The organism is Oceanospirillum beijerinckii DSM 7166, assembly GCF_000422425.1.
Taxonomy (GTDB): Bacteria; Pseudomonadota; Gammaproteobacteria; order Pseudomonadales; family Halomonadaceae; genus Oceanospirillum; species Oceanospirillum beijerinckii.
Genome location: NZ_AULT01000012.1, coordinates 113867 through 129137 on the forward strand (window position 1 = coordinate 113867; position 15271 = coordinate 129137).

General features: G+C 49.7%; 17 protein-coding genes. 8 read left to right on the top strand and 9 right to left on the bottom strand.

Features of this window, described 5'->3' with window-relative positions:
* Positions 1–3: 3 nt before the first annotated feature.
* Positions 4–471 (bottom strand): hypothetical protein, encoded by a 468-nt coding sequence (locus tag H579_RS27665; RefSeq protein ID WP_051227356.1) that lies wholly within the window; start codon positions 469–471, stop codon positions 4–6.
* Positions 472–783: 312 nt separating this feature from the next.
* On the opposite strand from H579_RS27665, the gene H579_RS0106000 reads away from it, so the two are divergent.
* Complete coding sequence (locus H579_RS0106000; protein WP_028299932.1) at positions 784–1713, top strand: AEC family transporter; 930 nt, start codon at positions 784–786, stop codon at positions 1711–1713.
* A 204-nt stretch (positions 1714–1917) separates the two neighbouring features.
* On the opposite strand, the gene H579_RS0106005 is transcribed toward H579_RS0106000, so the two are convergent.
* The 6 genes from H579_RS0106005 to radC form a co-directional block, all read right to left on the bottom strand.
* Positions 1918–2919: a 2-hydroxyacid dehydrogenase gene (locus H579_RS0106005; protein WP_028299933.1), complete on the bottom strand. Its 1002-nt coding sequence runs from the start codon at positions 2917–2919 to the stop codon at positions 1918–1920.
* A gap of 127 nt (positions 2920–3046) precedes the next feature.
* Complete coding sequence (locus H579_RS0106010; RefSeq protein WP_028299934.1) at positions 3047–3430, bottom strand: SirB2 family protein; 384 nt, start codon at positions 3428–3430, stop codon at positions 3047–3049.
* 69 nt (positions 3431–3499) lie between these two features.
* Positions 3500–4321 carry a bifunctional DNA-formamidopyrimidine glycosylase/DNA-(apurinic or apyrimidinic site) lyase gene (mutM, locus tag H579_RS0106015; RefSeq protein WP_028299935.1) on the bottom strand — a complete coding sequence of 274 codons (822 nt, stop codon included), beginning with the start codon at positions 4319–4321 and terminating at the stop codon, positions 3500–3502.
* A gap of 101 nt (positions 4322–4422) precedes the next feature.
* Positions 4423–4578 (bottom strand): 50S ribosomal protein L33, encoded by a 156-nt coding sequence (gene rpmG, locus H579_RS0106020; RefSeq protein ID WP_028299936.1) that lies wholly within the window; start codon positions 4576–4578, stop codon positions 4423–4425.
* A gap of 24 nt (positions 4579–4602) precedes the next feature.
* Positions 4603–4839, bottom strand: coding sequence for a 50S ribosomal protein L28 (gene rpmB / locus H579_RS0106025; RefSeq protein WP_028299937.1), 237 nt, complete (start codon positions 4837–4839; stop codon positions 4603–4605).
* Between the two features lie 202 nt (positions 4840–5041).
* On the bottom strand, positions 5042–5716 hold the full coding sequence (gene radC / locus H579_RS0106030; RefSeq protein ID WP_028299938.1) for a RadC family protein: 675 nt from the start codon (positions 5714–5716) through the stop codon (positions 5042–5044).
* A 195-nt stretch (positions 5717–5911) separates the two neighbouring features.
* Here radC and coaBC point away from each other — a divergent pair, with 195 nt between their 5' ends.
* The 6 genes from coaBC to H579_RS0106060 all read left to right on the top strand — a co-directional run bounded on the left by coaBC (position 5912) and on the right by H579_RS0106060 (position 12464).
* A complete protein-coding gene (coaBC, locus tag H579_RS24450) occupies positions 5912–7246 on the top strand; it encodes a bifunctional phosphopantothenoylcysteine decarboxylase/phosphopantothenate--cysteine ligase CoaBC (RefSeq protein WP_036565505.1) in 1335 nt (444 codons plus the stop codon).
* Between the two features lie 10 nt (positions 7247–7256).
* A complete protein-coding gene (gene dut / locus H579_RS0106040) occupies positions 7257–7712 on the top strand; it encodes a dUTP diphosphatase (protein WP_028299939.1) in 456 nt (151 codons plus the stop codon).
* 180 nt (positions 7713–7892) lie between these two features.
* A complete protein-coding gene (locus H579_RS0106045) occupies positions 7893–9272 on the top strand; it encodes a phosphomannomutase/phosphoglucomutase (protein WP_028299940.1) in 1380 nt (459 codons plus the stop codon).
* Positions 9273–9345: 73 nt separating this feature from the next.
* Complete coding sequence (gene argB / locus H579_RS0106050) at positions 9346–10245, top strand: acetylglutamate kinase (RefSeq protein ID WP_028299941.1); 900 nt, start codon at positions 9346–9348, stop codon at positions 10243–10245.
* 57 nt (positions 10246–10302) lie between these two features.
* A complete protein-coding gene (slmA, locus tag H579_RS0106055) occupies positions 10303–10920 on the top strand; it encodes a nucleoid occlusion factor SlmA (RefSeq protein WP_028299942.1) in 618 nt (205 codons plus the stop codon).
* 269 nt (positions 10921–11189) lie between these two features.
* Positions 11190–12464: a GGDEF domain-containing response regulator gene (locus H579_RS0106060; RefSeq protein WP_028299943.1), complete on the top strand. Its 1275-nt coding sequence runs from the start codon at positions 11190–11192 to the stop codon at positions 12462–12464.
* Between the two features lie 231 nt (positions 12465–12695).
* On the opposite strand, the gene H579_RS0106065 is transcribed toward H579_RS0106060, so the two are convergent.
* Positions 12696–13592, bottom strand: a complete 897-nt coding sequence (locus tag H579_RS0106065) for a LysR family transcriptional regulator (RefSeq protein ID WP_028299944.1) — start codon at positions 13590–13592, stop codon at positions 12696–12698.
* 90 nt (positions 13593–13682) lie between these two features.
* Between H579_RS0106065 and H579_RS0106070 the strand changes: the two genes are divergently transcribed.
* Positions 13683–14855 carry an MFS transporter gene (locus tag H579_RS0106070; protein WP_028299945.1) on the top strand — a complete coding sequence of 391 codons (1173 nt, stop codon included), beginning with the start codon at positions 13683–13685 and terminating at the stop codon, positions 14853–14855.
* Positions 14856–14912: 57 nt separating this feature from the next.
* Here the strand turns inward: H579_RS0106070 and H579_RS30050 are convergent.
* Positions 14913–15271 (bottom strand): hypothetical protein (locus H579_RS30050; protein ID WP_211224672.1); only part of this gene is annotated, 359 nt, incomplete at its 5' end.

Below are 15271 nucleotides of genomic sequence, written 5' to 3' on the forward strand. Positions count from 1 at the left end.
CCGTTAATGCTGTAGCACATCAAAATCAAACCAAACCTGTTTTGGTCCCTGGTTGGTGTCCAGATCTATTCGACCACGCCAGTGCATCACCCGTTCCGTACATACGCTAATGGTGCCGGTTACAGCCAGCTCATTGCGTTTGTCGGTTGGGTTAAAGGCATATTGATGTATGCCCATGTACATATTTTTACCCGTCAGAGCCATCTTGGCGGAGTTCAGGCGTATGCCCTGTGCTCGTATGGTAAAATTTGACGGTTGCAGTGCCAGCACTGGCCAAGGGGATAAATGTATGTTCAGTGTCTGCCCCGAGTCCAGTGTGACTTGACATTGGCCCTGATCAATCACGCAACCCGGCGTGCTGTTTTCATCCACTTCCATCAGGCTCTGCAGGTGGTTGCCCAGATAGAGCAGCATGACCAGCAGTGCAGCAGCGGTCAGGCTCCAGAGCAGTTTCATCTGATTTGCAGACATCGTTTTTGCCCAATTATATTTTGCTAGAGTTTAACGAAAAAAATTTGGCCTGCCGTGTGACCAAATGCCGCACAATTTCTATTATATAGCGCGATAAAGCGGCTGCCTGAGTGAAGATTTAAAGATCGATTTTCTGCCGCAAAAGTTTGGAATTTATCTACCCATTACAGGCTGTTTTTATCTGCTTCAAGGTAGGTGTTTGAGTGGGTAATCGTTAAACTTCGGCTTTGTTTTTGAGCTGCTGAGTTATGCCGCTATGGTGGCGTCATTTCTCGTGTCGATATTAAGTGTGTATACGATGAGGTTAGACCGATGACACTGATTCTGGATGCTCTGGTGCCCGTTTTTCTGGTGATTATGGCTGGGGTGGCTCTGCGTCCACTGAATTTTCCGGGCGGGGATTTCTGGCCATTGGCAGAGCGCTTTACTTATTTCTTCCTGTTTCCGGTGATGCTGATCAGTAAGATGGCCAATGCGGATATCAGTGAGGTTGCTATTGATCAGCTGGCGCTGGCGATTGTCTCGTTACTGGTGGTTATGACGCTGTTTCTGGTTGCGCTGAAACCAGTACTGACCTCATCCGGCCCCTCGTTTACCTCCATCTATCAGGGTGCGATACGCTTCAACACCTATGTGGTGCTCGCTGCTGCAGAAGCGATGTACGGTGATGCGGGCCTGACCATGGCGGCAGTGACCATTGCGATTATGGTGCCGCTGGTCAATATCCTGTGTGTGGTGATCTTTAGCCTGTTTGCGGGGCAGTCTGGCGGGGGGATTGTCAGCACGCTAAAGGCGATGACGAAAAATCCACTGATTATCGGCTGTGTGGTGGGGGCCAGCTTAAATCTGGCGGGTATCGGTTTGCCCGGTTGGAGTGCGTCAGCATTTGATATTGTCAGTAAGGCCGCGTTGCCGTTGGGTCTGTTGGCGGTGGGTGTAGCGCTGGACCTTAGAAGCTTAAGCAGTGCTTCCTGGCCGCTGATCTCATCCAGTGTGATTAAGCTGCTGGTGATGCCTGCGGTCGCTGCGACCATAGGTATTGTATTGGAGCTGGATCATCTGATGCTGTCAGTGCTGCTGTTGTTTGCCGCCATGCCGACAGCAACCTCAGCTTATATTCTGGCTCGTCAATTAGGTGGCGATGCACCGCTAATGGCGACGATTACCACGGCACAGACGTTACTAGCGATGGTGAGTCTGCCGTTTATCCTGCAGGCGGTGCAGATGGGTATTGCAGCTTAGACGATTGAGGCTTTAATCCATGCAGCGGCTTAAGTTTGACCTTAGGCCGCTGCATAGATAATGAATGCGATGCGTAGGTCGGAAAAGCTGTAGGCGCCTTCTGACGATATCCAGCGTCGAAGCCATTATGGTTAATAAATGTTGGATGGTGCTTTGCTTATCCAACCGACCAGATTCAGGGGCAGAAAGTTAGCAATAGAGGCCCTAATCAATTGCTTGCGTCAGTTCGTTCGCGCAGTTTTCCCCTTTTGCCAGCTGCTCCAGATTATTCAACGTGGTACTGGAGATCTGGCTTAATGCTTCTTCGGTAAAAAAGCCTTGGTGACCGGTAATCATCACATTCGGGAAGGTGAGTAAGCGCTCAAACAGCTCGTCATCAATAATCTCACCGGAATGATCATGGAAAAACAGCTGGCTTTCCTGTTCATAAACATCCAGTCCTAAGGCGCTGATTTTTCGGTTCTTTAAGCCCGTGATCAGTGCTGGAGTATCCACTAACCCACCGCGACTGGTATTAATCAACATCACACCAGGCTTCATCGCTTCAATGGCATGCTGATTAATCAGATGATGACTCTCTTCGGTCAACGGACAATGCAGGCTGATAATATCGGACTGCTGATACAGGGTTTCCAGAGAAACATAATGGCCATCCAGTGTCAGAAATTCTTCATTGGGGTAAGGATCATGGGCCAGCAGCTGACAACCAAACCCCTTTAGGATCTTGGCGGTGGCTAAACCGATCTGACCCGTACCGACCAACCCCACAGTTTTTCCGTGCAGGTTAAAACCCAGTAGGCCGTTCAGCGCAAAGTTACGCTCGCGCACCCGGTTAAAAGCACGGTGGGTTTTCCGGTTCAGGGTCAGAATCAGGGCGATAGTATGTTCAGCTACCGCTTCCGGGGAATAAGCGGGGACCCGCACCACGGGCAGCTGCAGTGCTTTTGCAGCCAACAGATCGACATTGTTAAAACCAGCACAGCGTAAGGCGATATAGCGGACACCCTGATCCTTCAGTTTCTGCAGTACAGGTGCACTTAGGTCATCATTCACAAAGACACAGACCGCATCAAACTGTTTGCACATTTCGGCAGTGGTGGCATTGAGCAGCAGATCAAAATAGACCAGCTCGTGACCGAGGTGCTGGTTTTCCTGTTCCAGATAGGTTTTGTCGTAGGGTTGTGCACTAAATACCGCAATGCGCATAGGGATCTTCCAAGGGTATAGCGCGAAACAAAAGTCATTCGATCTTTTTTATGGATCTCCCCATGCTGGATGGCGGGTAACAGGGATTATCCAGAATCGGAAACGTTTGTTTCGCTGTTTAATGATATTAACTGGCCAGCCAGGACAAGGGATGGTGGTTCAAGGCGGCACCGATAATATAACCCACGCTGGCCAGAGCGCCTATCAGAGCGAGGGTGCGGATGACTTTTGTCTTGCCCCGCCTTAGCGCGATAGCCCCCAGGGCGATATACAGCAGCATAGCGAGGACTTTGGCAGTAAGCCAGTGATCGACAAAGGGGTATTGTTGAAGCATCACTACGAGGCTAATAGCGCTGCCCAGCAGCAGGGTGTCGATCAGATAAGTCGCTCTGTTTAGCCAGCGTTTCTGTAGCCAGTGGCTATCGACCAGCATCCAGAAACCCCGCAGGGCAAATAGCGTGATGCTGAGTGTTATACACACCAGATGGATATGTTTAATCGCGCCGTACATAGTGTTTCCCTACCCTGTTTTTGAATGGTTATTTTCTGTTTTGTAACCACTTTGATTTACATCTGGCATTCATACCAGAGGCTGACATTTGGCACAGAACACACTGCTGCGATTGCTTTGACGTACTTCTTCCAGTTTATAACCACACTCTGTACAGCTCTGCCCTGCCCGACCATAAACATTGAGTTGTTGTGCAAAGTAACCGGGTTTGCCGTCGCCACCGACAAAGTCTCTTAAGGTGGTGCCGCCCTGTTCGATAGAGCGCTTCAGTACAAAGCGGATTTTTTCGGCTAATAGCGAGGTCTTACCTTCCGATAGCTTACCGGCGGCCTGCTGAGGATTAATACCCGCCATAAACAGAGCTTCATTGGCGTAGATATTACCCACGCCCACAACGACCTTGCTGTCCATAATCAGGCTTTTTATCGCCGTTTTACGCTTCTGACAGCGACTGCTCAGATATTCAGCAGTAAAGGCATCAGACAGAGGCTCAGGGCCAAGATGAGCGATCAGCTTATGCTGGGCGACGGGGTGCTCGGTCCAGACGAAACCACCAAACTTACGGGGATCGTGGTAGCGCAGCGTATGCCCAGTGATCAGGGTGATATCCACATGGTCATGTTTCTGGGGTGGTTCTGGTTGCAGCATCACTCGTAAGCTACCGGACATACCCAAGTGAATCATCAGGGTGCCGTTATCAAATGCCATTAACAGGTACTTGGCACGCCGTTGAATCCCATGGATGGTACGGCCCTCGATCAACTCAGCCAGGTTATCCGGTACAGGCCAGCGCAGCTTGGGCTGACGTACGATTACTTTGGCTACGGTCTGCTGTTCACAGTAAGGGCTGATCCCCTTGCGGGTGGTTTCTACTTCAGGCAATTCAGGCATGGTATTCCCTCGGGTAAAAACAATAACTGAGTTGGATACTAGGGTATTTTTCGGGCATAAAAAAACCCGGCATAAACCGGGTTTTTTCAGAAGAAAAAATCTTATTTGATTTTAGCTTCTTTGTACATAACGTGCTTACGTACAACTGGATCGAATTTCTTCATTTCCAGCTTATCAGGCGTAGTACGCTTGTTCTTGGTAGTGGTGTAGAAGTGACCAGTACCAGCGGATGATACCATTCTGATTTTATCACGCATGATTCTTCTCCTTTAATTCAATGCTTACAGCTTAACGCCGCGAGCACGAATGTCAGCCAGTACCTTTTCGATACCCTGCTTGTCAATGATACGCATACCTTTAGCGGATACGCGCAGTTTCACAAAACGCTTCTCAGCTTCAACCCAGAAGCGGTGCGTGTGCAGGTTAGGAGAAAAACGACGGCGCGTTTTGTTTTGTGCGTGTGATACGTTATTTCCGGTTACAGGACGCTTCCCGGTAACCTGGCAAACTTTGGACATTTTCTAGCCTCCAGTCGCTAGCTAGGCGTCTTAACTATTCAAGAAACCTGGGGGAATCAGCGAACCGGCCGGAAAATACGGCACTTTGCTTCAACCCATCAATTTAAAGGCGCACTGTTATACCAGAACGTACCCTGGTAAACAAGTTTTTAATGGTTTTTGGCAGGATTTTATGCTGATTCATGATAATCCATGCCATTATCTACAATAAGCCGCGTTCGGCAAGCGAAACCGTTTCTCCGTTGCCAATGATAAAATGATCCAACACGCGTACGTCGATCAGTGCCAGTGCTTGTTTGAGTTTATCGGTAATCAGTTCGTCCGAGCGACTGGGTTCGGCAATGCCTGAGGGATGATTATGGGCAAAAATCACGGCGGCGGCGTTATGCTCCAGGGCTCTTTTGACGACCTCTCTGGGGTAAACATTGGCGGCATCTATGGTGCCACGAAACAGAGGTTCAAAGGCTAATACCTGGTTTTGATTATTCATAAACAGGCAGGCAAATACCTCATGGCCGAGGTGACGCAGTTGGCTGATCAGATATTGCTGGGCCAGTTCGGGGCTGGTCATCGCCTCCCCGCTTTCCAGGCGAGCCATCATATGGCGTTTGCTCATCTCCAGAATCGCTTGTAGTTGCACAAACTTGGCCGGCCCCAGGCCGTGGTGGCTGCAGAAAGTTTTCAGATCCGCTTCCAACAGTGGGCGTAGACCTTGAAAGTTCTGAAGTAGCTCTCTTGCCAGTTCGACGGCATTTTTACCAGGAACCCCAGTACGCAGAAAAATTGCCAGTAACTCGGCATCACTCAGAGCATGTGCTCCCATATCCAGCAGTTTTTCCCGAGGCCGTTCTTGTGCTGGCCAGCATTTCAAGCTCATGGCTACCTCCGTGTAGACAAGATATAACAAATATTAGAGTTGAATTAATAAGTGTTAGTTCAAAGTGAAAAAATGAGCAAGCCCTCACATGATACTTAACGCCATGAACGGCTCATGCTATCTTGTACGCCTTTTTCCGCGAGCCTGTGAGGGCCGTCTGCGGAAGCGATAAATGCCATATCTGAGGATTCAAACATGTTGCAAGGTTGTCGTATCCTGCTGGGCTTAACTGGCGGTATTGCGGCCTATAAAAGCGCCGAGCTGACCCGACTGCTGATCAAGGCCGGTGCCGAAGTTCGCGTGGTGATGACCGAAGGTGCGCAGGCGTTTATTACACCGCTGACCTTTCAGGCGCTGTCTGGCAATCCGGTGCACACCAGTCTGCTGGACCCGGAGGCTGAAGCGGGTATGGGGCATATTGAATTGGCTAAATGGGCCGATATCATTCTGATCGCTCCAGCCAGTGCTGATGTGATGGCGCGCTTGGCTGCCGGTATGGCCGATGATCTGCTGACGACTTTATGTCTGGCTACCGAAGCAGATATCCTGTTAGCTCCTGCGATGAACCAGGCCATGTGGCGTCATCCAGCCACTCAGATGAATGCTGAAACACTGCAGGATTACGGTTATCGTCTGCTGGGCCCTGATCAGGGCGAGCAAGCCTGTGGTGATATAGGGCCGGGTCGTATGCTGGAGCCGGAAGCTATTTTCCAACGAGTGACTGAGCATCGTCAGGATAAGGCTGCACTGCAAAATGCGACTGCAACGCCTTGCATTAAGGCTAAGGCGGACTCTACCGCTCAAGCAGGTTCTCTAGCTGGCAAGGTAGTGACAATTACCGCAGGTCCCACCCGTGAAGCTTTAGATCCCGTGCGTTACATCAGTAATCATAGCTCCGGTAAGATGGGCTTTGCCTTGGCTAAGGCCGCCCTGGAAGCTGGTGCCCAGGTTAATCTGATCGCCGGTCCGGTACAGATTCAGGCCCCGGAAGGTGTCAATCTGGTATCGATACAAAGCGCTGAAGATATGCTGCAGGCTAGTCTGAATGTGATCGAACAGACCGATATCTTTATCGCTGCCGCAGCGGTGGCGGATTACCGTGCCGAGAGTGCTGCAGATCAGAAGATGAAGAAAAAGCCGGGACAGGATGATCTGGTGCTGCGCTTGGTGCAGAACCCGGATATTGTGGCAACGGTTGCCAGCCACGCCCAGCGTCCTTTTACCGTGGGCTTCGCTGCGGAAACCCAGGATGTGGAAAATTACGCTGCCGGTAAGTTAGTGCGTAAAAACCTGGATATGATTATCGCCAATGATGTGTCCCGCACCGATATCGGTTTTAACAGTGATCAAAATGCGGTCACTGTGCTGTGGCGTATTGCGGGTGAACAGGCTACAGACAGCGATCAGGCTGAGCCAAAAATAGGACGCTATCAGCCGGATCAGGCCAGTAAAACAGATCTGGCTGGCCAGCTGATCGAGCAGATCAGTGAACACTTTTTACAATCATCGCAGCTCGCTGCGACTTTATAACGGTTACCCCATGAGTACTTTAGACGTCAAAATTCTGAACCCTAAAATTGGCCAGGAACTGCCACTGCCGACTTACGCCACTGACGGTTCTGCCGGTATGGATCTGCGCGCCTGTCTGGATGAGCCTGTAACGATTGAACCGGGTCAAACTGTACTGATTGGCACCGGTCTGGCGATTCATATTGCTGATCCGGGGTTGGCCGGTGTGATCCTGCCACGCTCTGGCCTGGGCCATAAACACGGTATCGTGCTGGGTAATCTGGTCGGTCTGATCGACTCTGACTACCAGGGTGAACTGATGATCTCATGTTGGAACCGTGGTCAAACGGCTTTTACGGTAGAGCCCGGTGAGCGTATCGCTCAATACGTGTTGGTACCTGTGATTCAGGCGCAACTGAATATCGTCGATGACTTCGATCAGAGCGAGCGCGGTGCTGGTGGTTTTGGTCACTCCGGTCGTCAATAAATCGTCACTATCCGTAACTCAACATCATCATTAAACCGCTAAGAGCTTGGTATACTTAGTCATGAACTCTTGGCCCTGAACTCTTGGTTCTGAACTACAGCCAAAGCCCTTTTTGACAGGCGTTTGAGTTTTGATAGCCCGTATTAATTTTTTACCACTCATCGTAAACAGGATAACAGCATGACAGTGCCAGCCTCGATCTTTCGGGCCTATGATATTCGTGGTGTGGTCGGGGATACCCTGACCGAAGCCGGTGTGCAGCAGATTGGACAAGCCATCGGTACTGAAGCCGCTGCCCGGGGTGATCACTGCGTAGTGGTTGCCCGTGACGGTCGTTTATCCGGCCCTGTATTGAGTGCTGCCCTGATTCGAGGCATTCGTGCTTCAGGTGTGAATGTGATCGATGTAGGCATGGTGCCGACACCTGTGTTGTACTTTGCCGCATCCCATTTCGAAGGCACCTCTTCTGGTGTGATGCTGACGGGTAGCCATAATCCACCGGACTATAATGGTCTGAAGATTGTGCTGGCCGGTGAGACTCTGTATGGCGAAGCGATTACCGATCTGCATCGTCGTATCATAGAAGGTGATCTGGCGGTAGGCGAAGGTGCTCTGGAAGCAATAGATATCCGTCCTGCCTACCTGCAAACCGTTCTGGATGATGTCAAACTGGCCCGCCCCCTAAAAGTCGTTGTGGACTGTGGTAACGGTGTCGCTGGCGAGATGGCACCTCAGCTGATCAGCGAGCTGGGCTGCGATATTGTTTCTATGTTCTGCGAAATTGACGGTAACTTCCCGAACCACCACCCAGATCCAGGTAAACCTGCCAATCTGGTGGATATGATCGCCAAGGTAAAAGAAACCGGGGCAGATCTTGGTCTGGCCTTTGATGGCGATGGTGATCGATTGGGTGTTGTTACGCAGAGTGGCCAATTAATCTATCCTGATAAGCTGATGATGCTGTTTGCTGAGGATGTCTGTCAGCGCAATCCCGGTGCCAAGATTATCTTTGACGTGAAGTGTACCGGTAATCTGGCCCGTGTTATTGAACAAGCCGGCGGTGAAGCTGAAATGTGGCAAACCGGACATTCATTGGTTAAAGCGCGTATGAAAGAAACCGGTGCGGCTTTAGCGGGTGAGATGAGTGGCCATATCTTCTTTAAAGAACGCTGGTTTGGTTTTGACGATGCTTTGTACAGTGCTGCCAGATTATTAGAAATTTTAGCCGCCAGTGGTTTGGATTCTGTTAGCTTGTTTGAAAAATATCCAGAAGATATCAGCACGCCAGAACTGAATATTCAGGTCACCGATGACAACAAATTTGAACTGGTACGCCGTCTGGCAGAAGAAGGCCAGTTTGGTGACGGCAGTATCAACCAGATTGACGGTATCCGTGTGGATTACGCTGATGGTTGGGGCTTGTGCCGTGCGTCCAATACCACACCAGTGTTAGTACTGAGATTTGAAGCCAAGACCGAGCAGGCGCTGGAGCGAATTCGGTCAACCTTTGTTAATGAATTAGAAAAAATCCAGCCCGGTCTTGAGCTGGAAGCCCATTGATTAAAAAATCGATAGACCTGCGGTTCACTGAGCCGCCACCCTTTCGAACTGATGCAGGAACACAGGAATCAGCATGACAGCAAACACCCAACACGCCATTGAAGTGGTTAAGGTTCTGAGTGAGGCGCTACCCTATATTCAGCGCTTTTCCGGTAAAACCATCGTGATCAAATACGGCGGTAACGCCATGACAGATGAAGACCTCAAGGCATCATTTGCCCGCGATATTGTGTTGATGAAAGAAGTTGGCATCAATCCTGTCGTAGTGCATGGTGGTGGCCCTCAAATTGGTGAGCTGCTGGATCGTTTGAATATTGAGTCCCGTTTTGTTAACGGTATGCGTGTGACTGACAGCGAAACCATGGATGTGGTTGAGATGGTGCTGGGTGGTCTGGTGAACAAAGAGATTGTCAGCCTGATCAATCAGTCCGGCGGTAAAGCGGTGGGTATGACGGGTAAGGACGGTGGCATGATTCAGGCGTCCAAGCTGAAGGTGACCCACAAAACCCCGGAAATGACAGCACCTGAAATCATCGATATCGGTCATGTTGGTGAGGTGCAGAAAGTCAGCACTGATGTTCTGGATATGCTGGTGCAGAAGGACTTTATTCCTGTTATCGCGCCGATTGGTGTCGATGAGGAAGGCCGCTCCTACAATATCAATGCGGATCTGGTAGCGGGTAAAATCGCTGAAGCATTGCAGGCTGAAAAGCTGATGCTGTTAACCAATGTTGCCGGTTTGCAGGATAAGAATGGTGATATTCTGACGGGCCTGAGTACAGAACAGGTCGATGATTTAATTGCCGATGGTACCATTTACGGCGGCATGTTGCCGAAAATTGGTTGTGCCTTGAGCGCGGTCAAGCACGGTGTGGTGAGTTCGCATATTATTGATGGTCGTGTACCACACGCCACCCTGCTGGAGATATTTACCGATGCAGGTGTGGGTACACTGATTACCAACGAAGAATAAAATGGCGCCATCTTTGGATGGCACCTTGCTGAGAAAAGCTGGCAATTTGGAATTTTTATGACTCAGGCAAACGAGCAAAAAACAGCGAAAACTTCCCGTAAGGAGCAGATTCTGCAGTCTCTGGTACAGATGCTGGAGAAGAATCCCGGTACTCGCATTACAACCTCCTCCTTAGCCAAGGAAGTGGGGTTATCGGAAGCCGCGTTATATCGCCATTTTGCCAGCAAGGCGAAAATGTTTGAGGGTTTGATCGAGTTTATCGAGGAAGCGGTTTTCACCCGGGTGACGCGTATTCTGCAGGATGAACCTCAGGCAATCTATCGCTGTGAACATATTCTGACTCTGTTGCTGGCCTTTGCCGATAAGAACCCAGGCTTGTGTCGAATTCTGACAGGTGAAGCGCTGGTGGGTGAAGATGATCGTTTACGTGCCCGTGTCTCTCAGTTCTATGAGCGCTTGGAAACCCAACTCAAGCAGATTCTGCGTGAGGCAGAGATTCGTGATCAGATGAAAACGGTGATGCCGGTACCGGTCACCGCTCAGATGTTAACTTCTCTGGCTGAAGGCCGTATCCAGCAATTTAGCCGGACAGGGCGTTCTCCGGTTGAGAACTGGCCCGAGCAGTGGGCATTCCTGGCGGATGATCTACTTAAACCCGTACTAGTTAGCGTCTGAACTGGATTTAATAGTAGCGAATACCCCCCTGAATAAACTGCTCCCTGAAGCGAAAAAAGCCATATTCATCTAATGGATGATCTTAGAATATGGCTCTCTCCTCAGAGGGCTGAATTAATAGGATTTAAGCTTTCGTAAAGCTTAAATTCATAGCCTTTAGTCTAAAGTTTTAAAGCGTCAAAGGGATTTGTAACTTTTTGTTTTTCACATTGCTAAAATAATCTTTAGAATAGAAAGGATAACTTTTTCACTGCAAACAGGACTCTTGCATGTCCAGTCAGAGACGCGAGCCTAGATCCAGGCTGCTAGTTGTTGATAACTCAATCTTTTTTAGAGACGTATTAGCTGAAACTCTGCGAAGTAAGGTTAATCAGCTGGCAATTGATTCCGTCAAAAGCTGCCAGGAAGCACAGCGGTTACTGCAAACCTACCCCGGCCAATATCTGGCTGTGGTCAGTGGTTTGATTCTTTCGGATGCTAGAGAAGGGGAAATGCTGGATATTGCTCTGGAGAATCAGGTACCTGCTATCGCTCTGACCAGTGCATTGGATGCCGAAACCCGGCAAGTAGTGATGGATAAGGATGTGATCGATTACTTCTTCAAGGATCAGGATGGTCTTCAGGATGTGGTTGATCTGGTTTCCCGCCTACTGCGCAATGAATCCCATAAGGTGTTGGTTGTTGACGATTCCCCGACTTATTGCACCTATCTCAAAGTGCTGCTGCAACGTCAGCATTATCAGGTAATTACTGCATTCAGTGGTGAAGAAGCGGTCGATATACTCTCCCGTGCCAATAATGATATATCCATGGTTCTGTTGGATTATCAGTTGCCTGGTATGAGTGGCTATGATGTCATTCGTCGTATCCGTAAGCAGTATACTTCAGCCCAGTTACCTGTGATTGGCGTCTCGGGCCAGATGGATCAGCAGATACCAGCCCAGATTCTAAAATGCGGCGCTAATGATTTTATGTATAAAGGCTTCACCGTTGAGGAATTCTACAGTCGTATCAACAATATTATGGATCTGTTGGTCAGTATGCGTGAATTGCAGGACGCCGCGTATAAAGATTTCCTGACGGGCTTGCATAACCGCCAGTATTTTTATCCCCATGCCAACTCCCTGCTCGATAGAGCGGAGAAAAAGAATGCGAATATCGGCTTGGCAATGATGGATATAGACCACTTTAAACGGGTAAATGATACCTATGGCCATAATGGTGGTGACGAGGTATTAAAGCATGTCGCTAACCTGATGCAGAAAAAGCTAAGGGGAGAAGACCTTTTAGCCCGCTTAGGCGGTGAAGAGTTCTGCATTATTTTCTATGATATGACGGCAGAGTTAATGGTGCAGCGCCTGGAAGAGGTACGTATGGCGATTGAAGAGGCTGAAATTGAGCTGCCTGAGCATACGCTGTCGGTCACCATTAGTATGGGGCTTAAGGTGCGTAACGACGAAGACCTGGAAAGCTTGATGGAAAGTGCAGACCAGGCGCTTTACCAAGCGAAGGAAGGTGGCCGTAATCAGCTGATTGTTGCATAAATCAGGTCGTATTTTATCCGTGACTAATACATGGGTATGAGGCGATGCTCAGAGTTTAGCCATGATAAGGTAGAGCACGTTTTGTCTGGTGAGCGATCACTTTCCTTGTCCTTGTATAGGTGAGTTATTGCTTTATCTGAGTAAGTGGTCGCACGTATCTGTGCCGTTTACTCAAATATTTAAGTCAGCGATGTATTGCATTTTCAGCACCATATATCAGTAAGATTTATGCTATACCTGTTTATGAAGGCTTGAACCCAGCTCTTCGAACAAGGGGTAAGCTTCAGCTACACTTTGAGCGGTAATGCAGAGATATAAGCCTATGCTGTTGGCCTTGCCGCTGATTGGACGTGCTGTCAATTGGCCGGAAAAAGATAGGGCAACACTTTCCGGTAGTAAGCTCAGTCCCAGTCCAAATTGCACCATATTCACCATGGCGGCGATATCTGAAACCTCGATAATATCGGCAGGTTGGCAGGTATTTTCTATCAGGTAACGATCAATCTGCTGGCGCAGAGCGGTATTATCACTGCGACGGTAGGTAATCAGCGTTATCGCCTTCAGCTGCTCGGGCTGAACTTGTGTTGCCTGAGCCAGACTGTTTTCTTGCGGTATTAATAAGAAAAACGGCTCTTCTGACAGGTGGCGATAATTGATTTCTACACTGACAGGAGGTTGGCTGCTGCGTATTAGTGCTAAATCCAGCTGACCGGCTAATAGCTGTTTTTGCAGGTCTCCGGCATTAGTGCAAGTCATATTCAGCCGAATATCGGGGTGTAGGCTGGCATAGTCTTTCAGGGCCTGCATCACAGGTGTGACAAAGGTACTGGTGCCTGAGTAGCCGATACGTATGGGGCGAACCGTTTGCTGGCCTATATCGCGCACTTCATGGCTGACCTGATGGGTTTGCTGAATAATATGCCGGGCCTTATGCAGAAAGTATTCTCCGGCAGGTGTCAGGCTGACCTGACGGGTATTACGCAGTAGTAAAGGTGTGCCCAGTTCATCTTCCAACTGGCGAATCTGCTGGCTCAAAGGCGGCTGAGTAATGCACAAGCGTTCCGCTGCCCGGCGAAAGTTCAGCTCCTCCGCCACTGCAATAAAATACTTCAGCTGCTTCATGTCCATTAATTGATTCCTTTGCCGTATCACAGTGATCTGAAAACGGACATTCTCTAAGTGAAACACCTGTGGGATTCTCAAAGAACGGAGGGTCTCATGCAAGTTTTAATCATCTTTATCACCTCGTCCGGGGCGTTCTTCAATCTGTACCAACTGCAGTCCTTATACCCCCAGTTACACCAGCTTTTCGTGGTGTCCGGGACCCAGGCTGGTCCATTGAATATGGCAACTCTGTTAAGCCTGGCGTTGATGGCCTTATTCAGCGGACCTCTGACGGCCCATATACGGGGTTATACCCTAATCTGTGTGGCCTTTCTGTTGATGGCTTTGGCTAACCTGGCATTGGCGCTGGTCAGTGAGCAGTGGCAGCTACTGGCTGTGCGTATGTTTCAGGGTATTTTAATTCCTTTGATCCTGTCCGCTTTGCTAAGAGCATCGGGCAGTGGAACGGCAGGCAAGCGCTCTGCGGTGATATCTGCTTATGTCACCGGTACGATTATGGGCAGTGTGGCCAGTCGTTTTGGTACGGCTTGGCTGGTAGATCATCTGGGTTGGCAAAGTGGTTTTATCTGTTCTGCTGCTGCGATGATGATCGTCCTGGTGATTATCCGACAACATGCGGATCTGTTTCGCGATGAGCCTGATTCTTCGTCAACTGTGTCATCCGGCACAGAGACCCGGATCAGTCGCTGGCGTGAACTCAGTGACTCGACCCGCTTTCGCCTGAATACATTGTTGGTGATTGGTTTTTGTATTCTGTTTTCGCAAAGCAGCCTCTACACGGCTATCGGTCTGCGCCTGGCTGGTGAGTTTGGCTTAAATGCCAGTGATTCAGGGCTGATCTATCTGACGGCGGTATTGGCTATCTTCTTTCCTCCTCTGGCGTTATCACTGGCTCGTCGTTTCGGACAGGGTGTTGCTTTACTGCTGGTTTGTTGCCTGAGTGCGTTATCGGTATTGGCGTCTCTGTTATCGGATCTTTGGCTGATAGCGCTGTCTGTGGCGGCCTTCTCAGTGACCGCGTATATGGCCCAGTCGTTGGCCAATTACATGATCGCTGACTTACCCGCTGGGTCAATTCGTTATGCCAACGGCATATATCTCTTTTTCTATTATACAGGCGGCTGCTGTGGTGCGTTGAGTTCAGCGTTTTTCTACAGCCATTACGGCTGGCCCTATGTGGTGCTGAGCATCGTCTCAGTACAGCTTCTGACGGTTTTATATGGGACTGTACGGATTCAGAGGAAGAAAGGTGGGATGAGTTCGTAGAGGTTCGTAGATATAGGAGGCTGCAGGGCTAATGCCCTGCAGTGGTTCTAATAAAAATCAGCTTGGATCAGCAGATTTTGGTGTTGTTTTATTAGCCGTTGTACGGCGGGTATTAGTGCGACGTGAGGTTTTCCCCCGTGTACTCTTACGGCGAGGGGTGGTGTTTGCTGGCGCAGCTGTTTGAGCCGCTGGCTGAGTCGGTACTGGTACAGTCTGCACGGTTGGCGATACCGTCTTCTCCTCAACGGCCTCAGGTTGATTAGCCTCAGATGTTGCAACGGGTGCTGTTTCGGCCGACCTTTCTGTTTCAGACGCTTGCACTGCTGATACATTAACTTCAGGCTGAGGGACAGCTTCCACAGCTTCCACAGCTTCCACAGCTTCCACAGCTTCCACAGCTTCCACAGCTTCCACAG

Coding starts and splice junctions, on each gene's coding strand:
- H579_RS27665 (WP_051227356.1), bottom strand. CDS start 471: ATGTCTGCAAATCAGATGAAACTGCTCTGGAGCCTGACCGCTGCTGCA.
- H579_RS0106000 (WP_028299932.1), top strand. CDS start 784: ATGACACTGATTCTGGATGCTCTGGTGCCCGTTTTTCTGGTGATTATG.
- H579_RS0106005 (WP_028299933.1), bottom strand. CDS start 2,919: ATGCGCATTGCGGTATTTAGTGCACAACCCTACGACAAAACCTATCTG.
- H579_RS0106010 (WP_028299934.1), bottom strand. CDS start 3,430: ATGTACGGCGCGATTAAACATATCCATCTGGTGTGTATAACACTCAGC.
- mutM (WP_028299935.1), bottom strand. CDS start 4,321: ATGCCTGAATTGCCTGAAGTAGAAACCACCCGCAAGGGGATCAGCCCT.
- rpmG (WP_028299936.1), bottom strand. CDS start 4,578: ATGCGTGATAAAATCAGAATGGTATCATCCGCTGGTACTGGTCACTTC.
- rpmB (WP_028299937.1), bottom strand. CDS start 4,839: ATGTCCAAAGTTTGCCAGGTTACCGGGAAGCGTCCTGTAACCGGAAAT.
- radC (WP_028299938.1), bottom strand. CDS start 5,716: ATGAGCTTGAAATGCTGGCCAGCACAAGAACGGCCTCGGGAAAAACTG.
- coaBC (WP_036565505.1), top strand. CDS start 5,912: ATGTTGCAAGGTTGTCGTATCCTGCTGGGCTTAACTGGCGGTATTGCG.
- dut (WP_028299939.1), top strand. CDS start 7,257: ATGAGTACTTTAGACGTCAAAATTCTGAACCCTAAAATTGGCCAGGAA.
- H579_RS0106045 (WP_028299940.1), top strand. CDS start 7,893: ATGACAGTGCCAGCCTCGATCTTTCGGGCCTATGATATTCGTGGTGTG.
- argB (WP_028299941.1), top strand. CDS start 9,346: ATGACAGCAAACACCCAACACGCCATTGAAGTGGTTAAGGTTCTGAGT.
- slmA (WP_028299942.1), top strand. CDS start 10,303: ATGACTCAGGCAAACGAGCAAAAAACAGCGAAAACTTCCCGTAAGGAG.
- H579_RS0106060 (WP_028299943.1), top strand. CDS start 11,190: ATGTCCAGTCAGAGACGCGAGCCTAGATCCAGGCTGCTAGTTGTTGAT.
- H579_RS0106065 (WP_028299944.1), bottom strand. CDS start 13,592: ATGGACATGAAGCAGCTGAAGTATTTTATTGCAGTGGCGGAGGAGCTG.
- H579_RS0106070 (WP_028299945.1), top strand. CDS start 13,683: ATGCAAGTTTTAATCATCTTTATCACCTCGTCCGGGGCGTTCTTCAAT.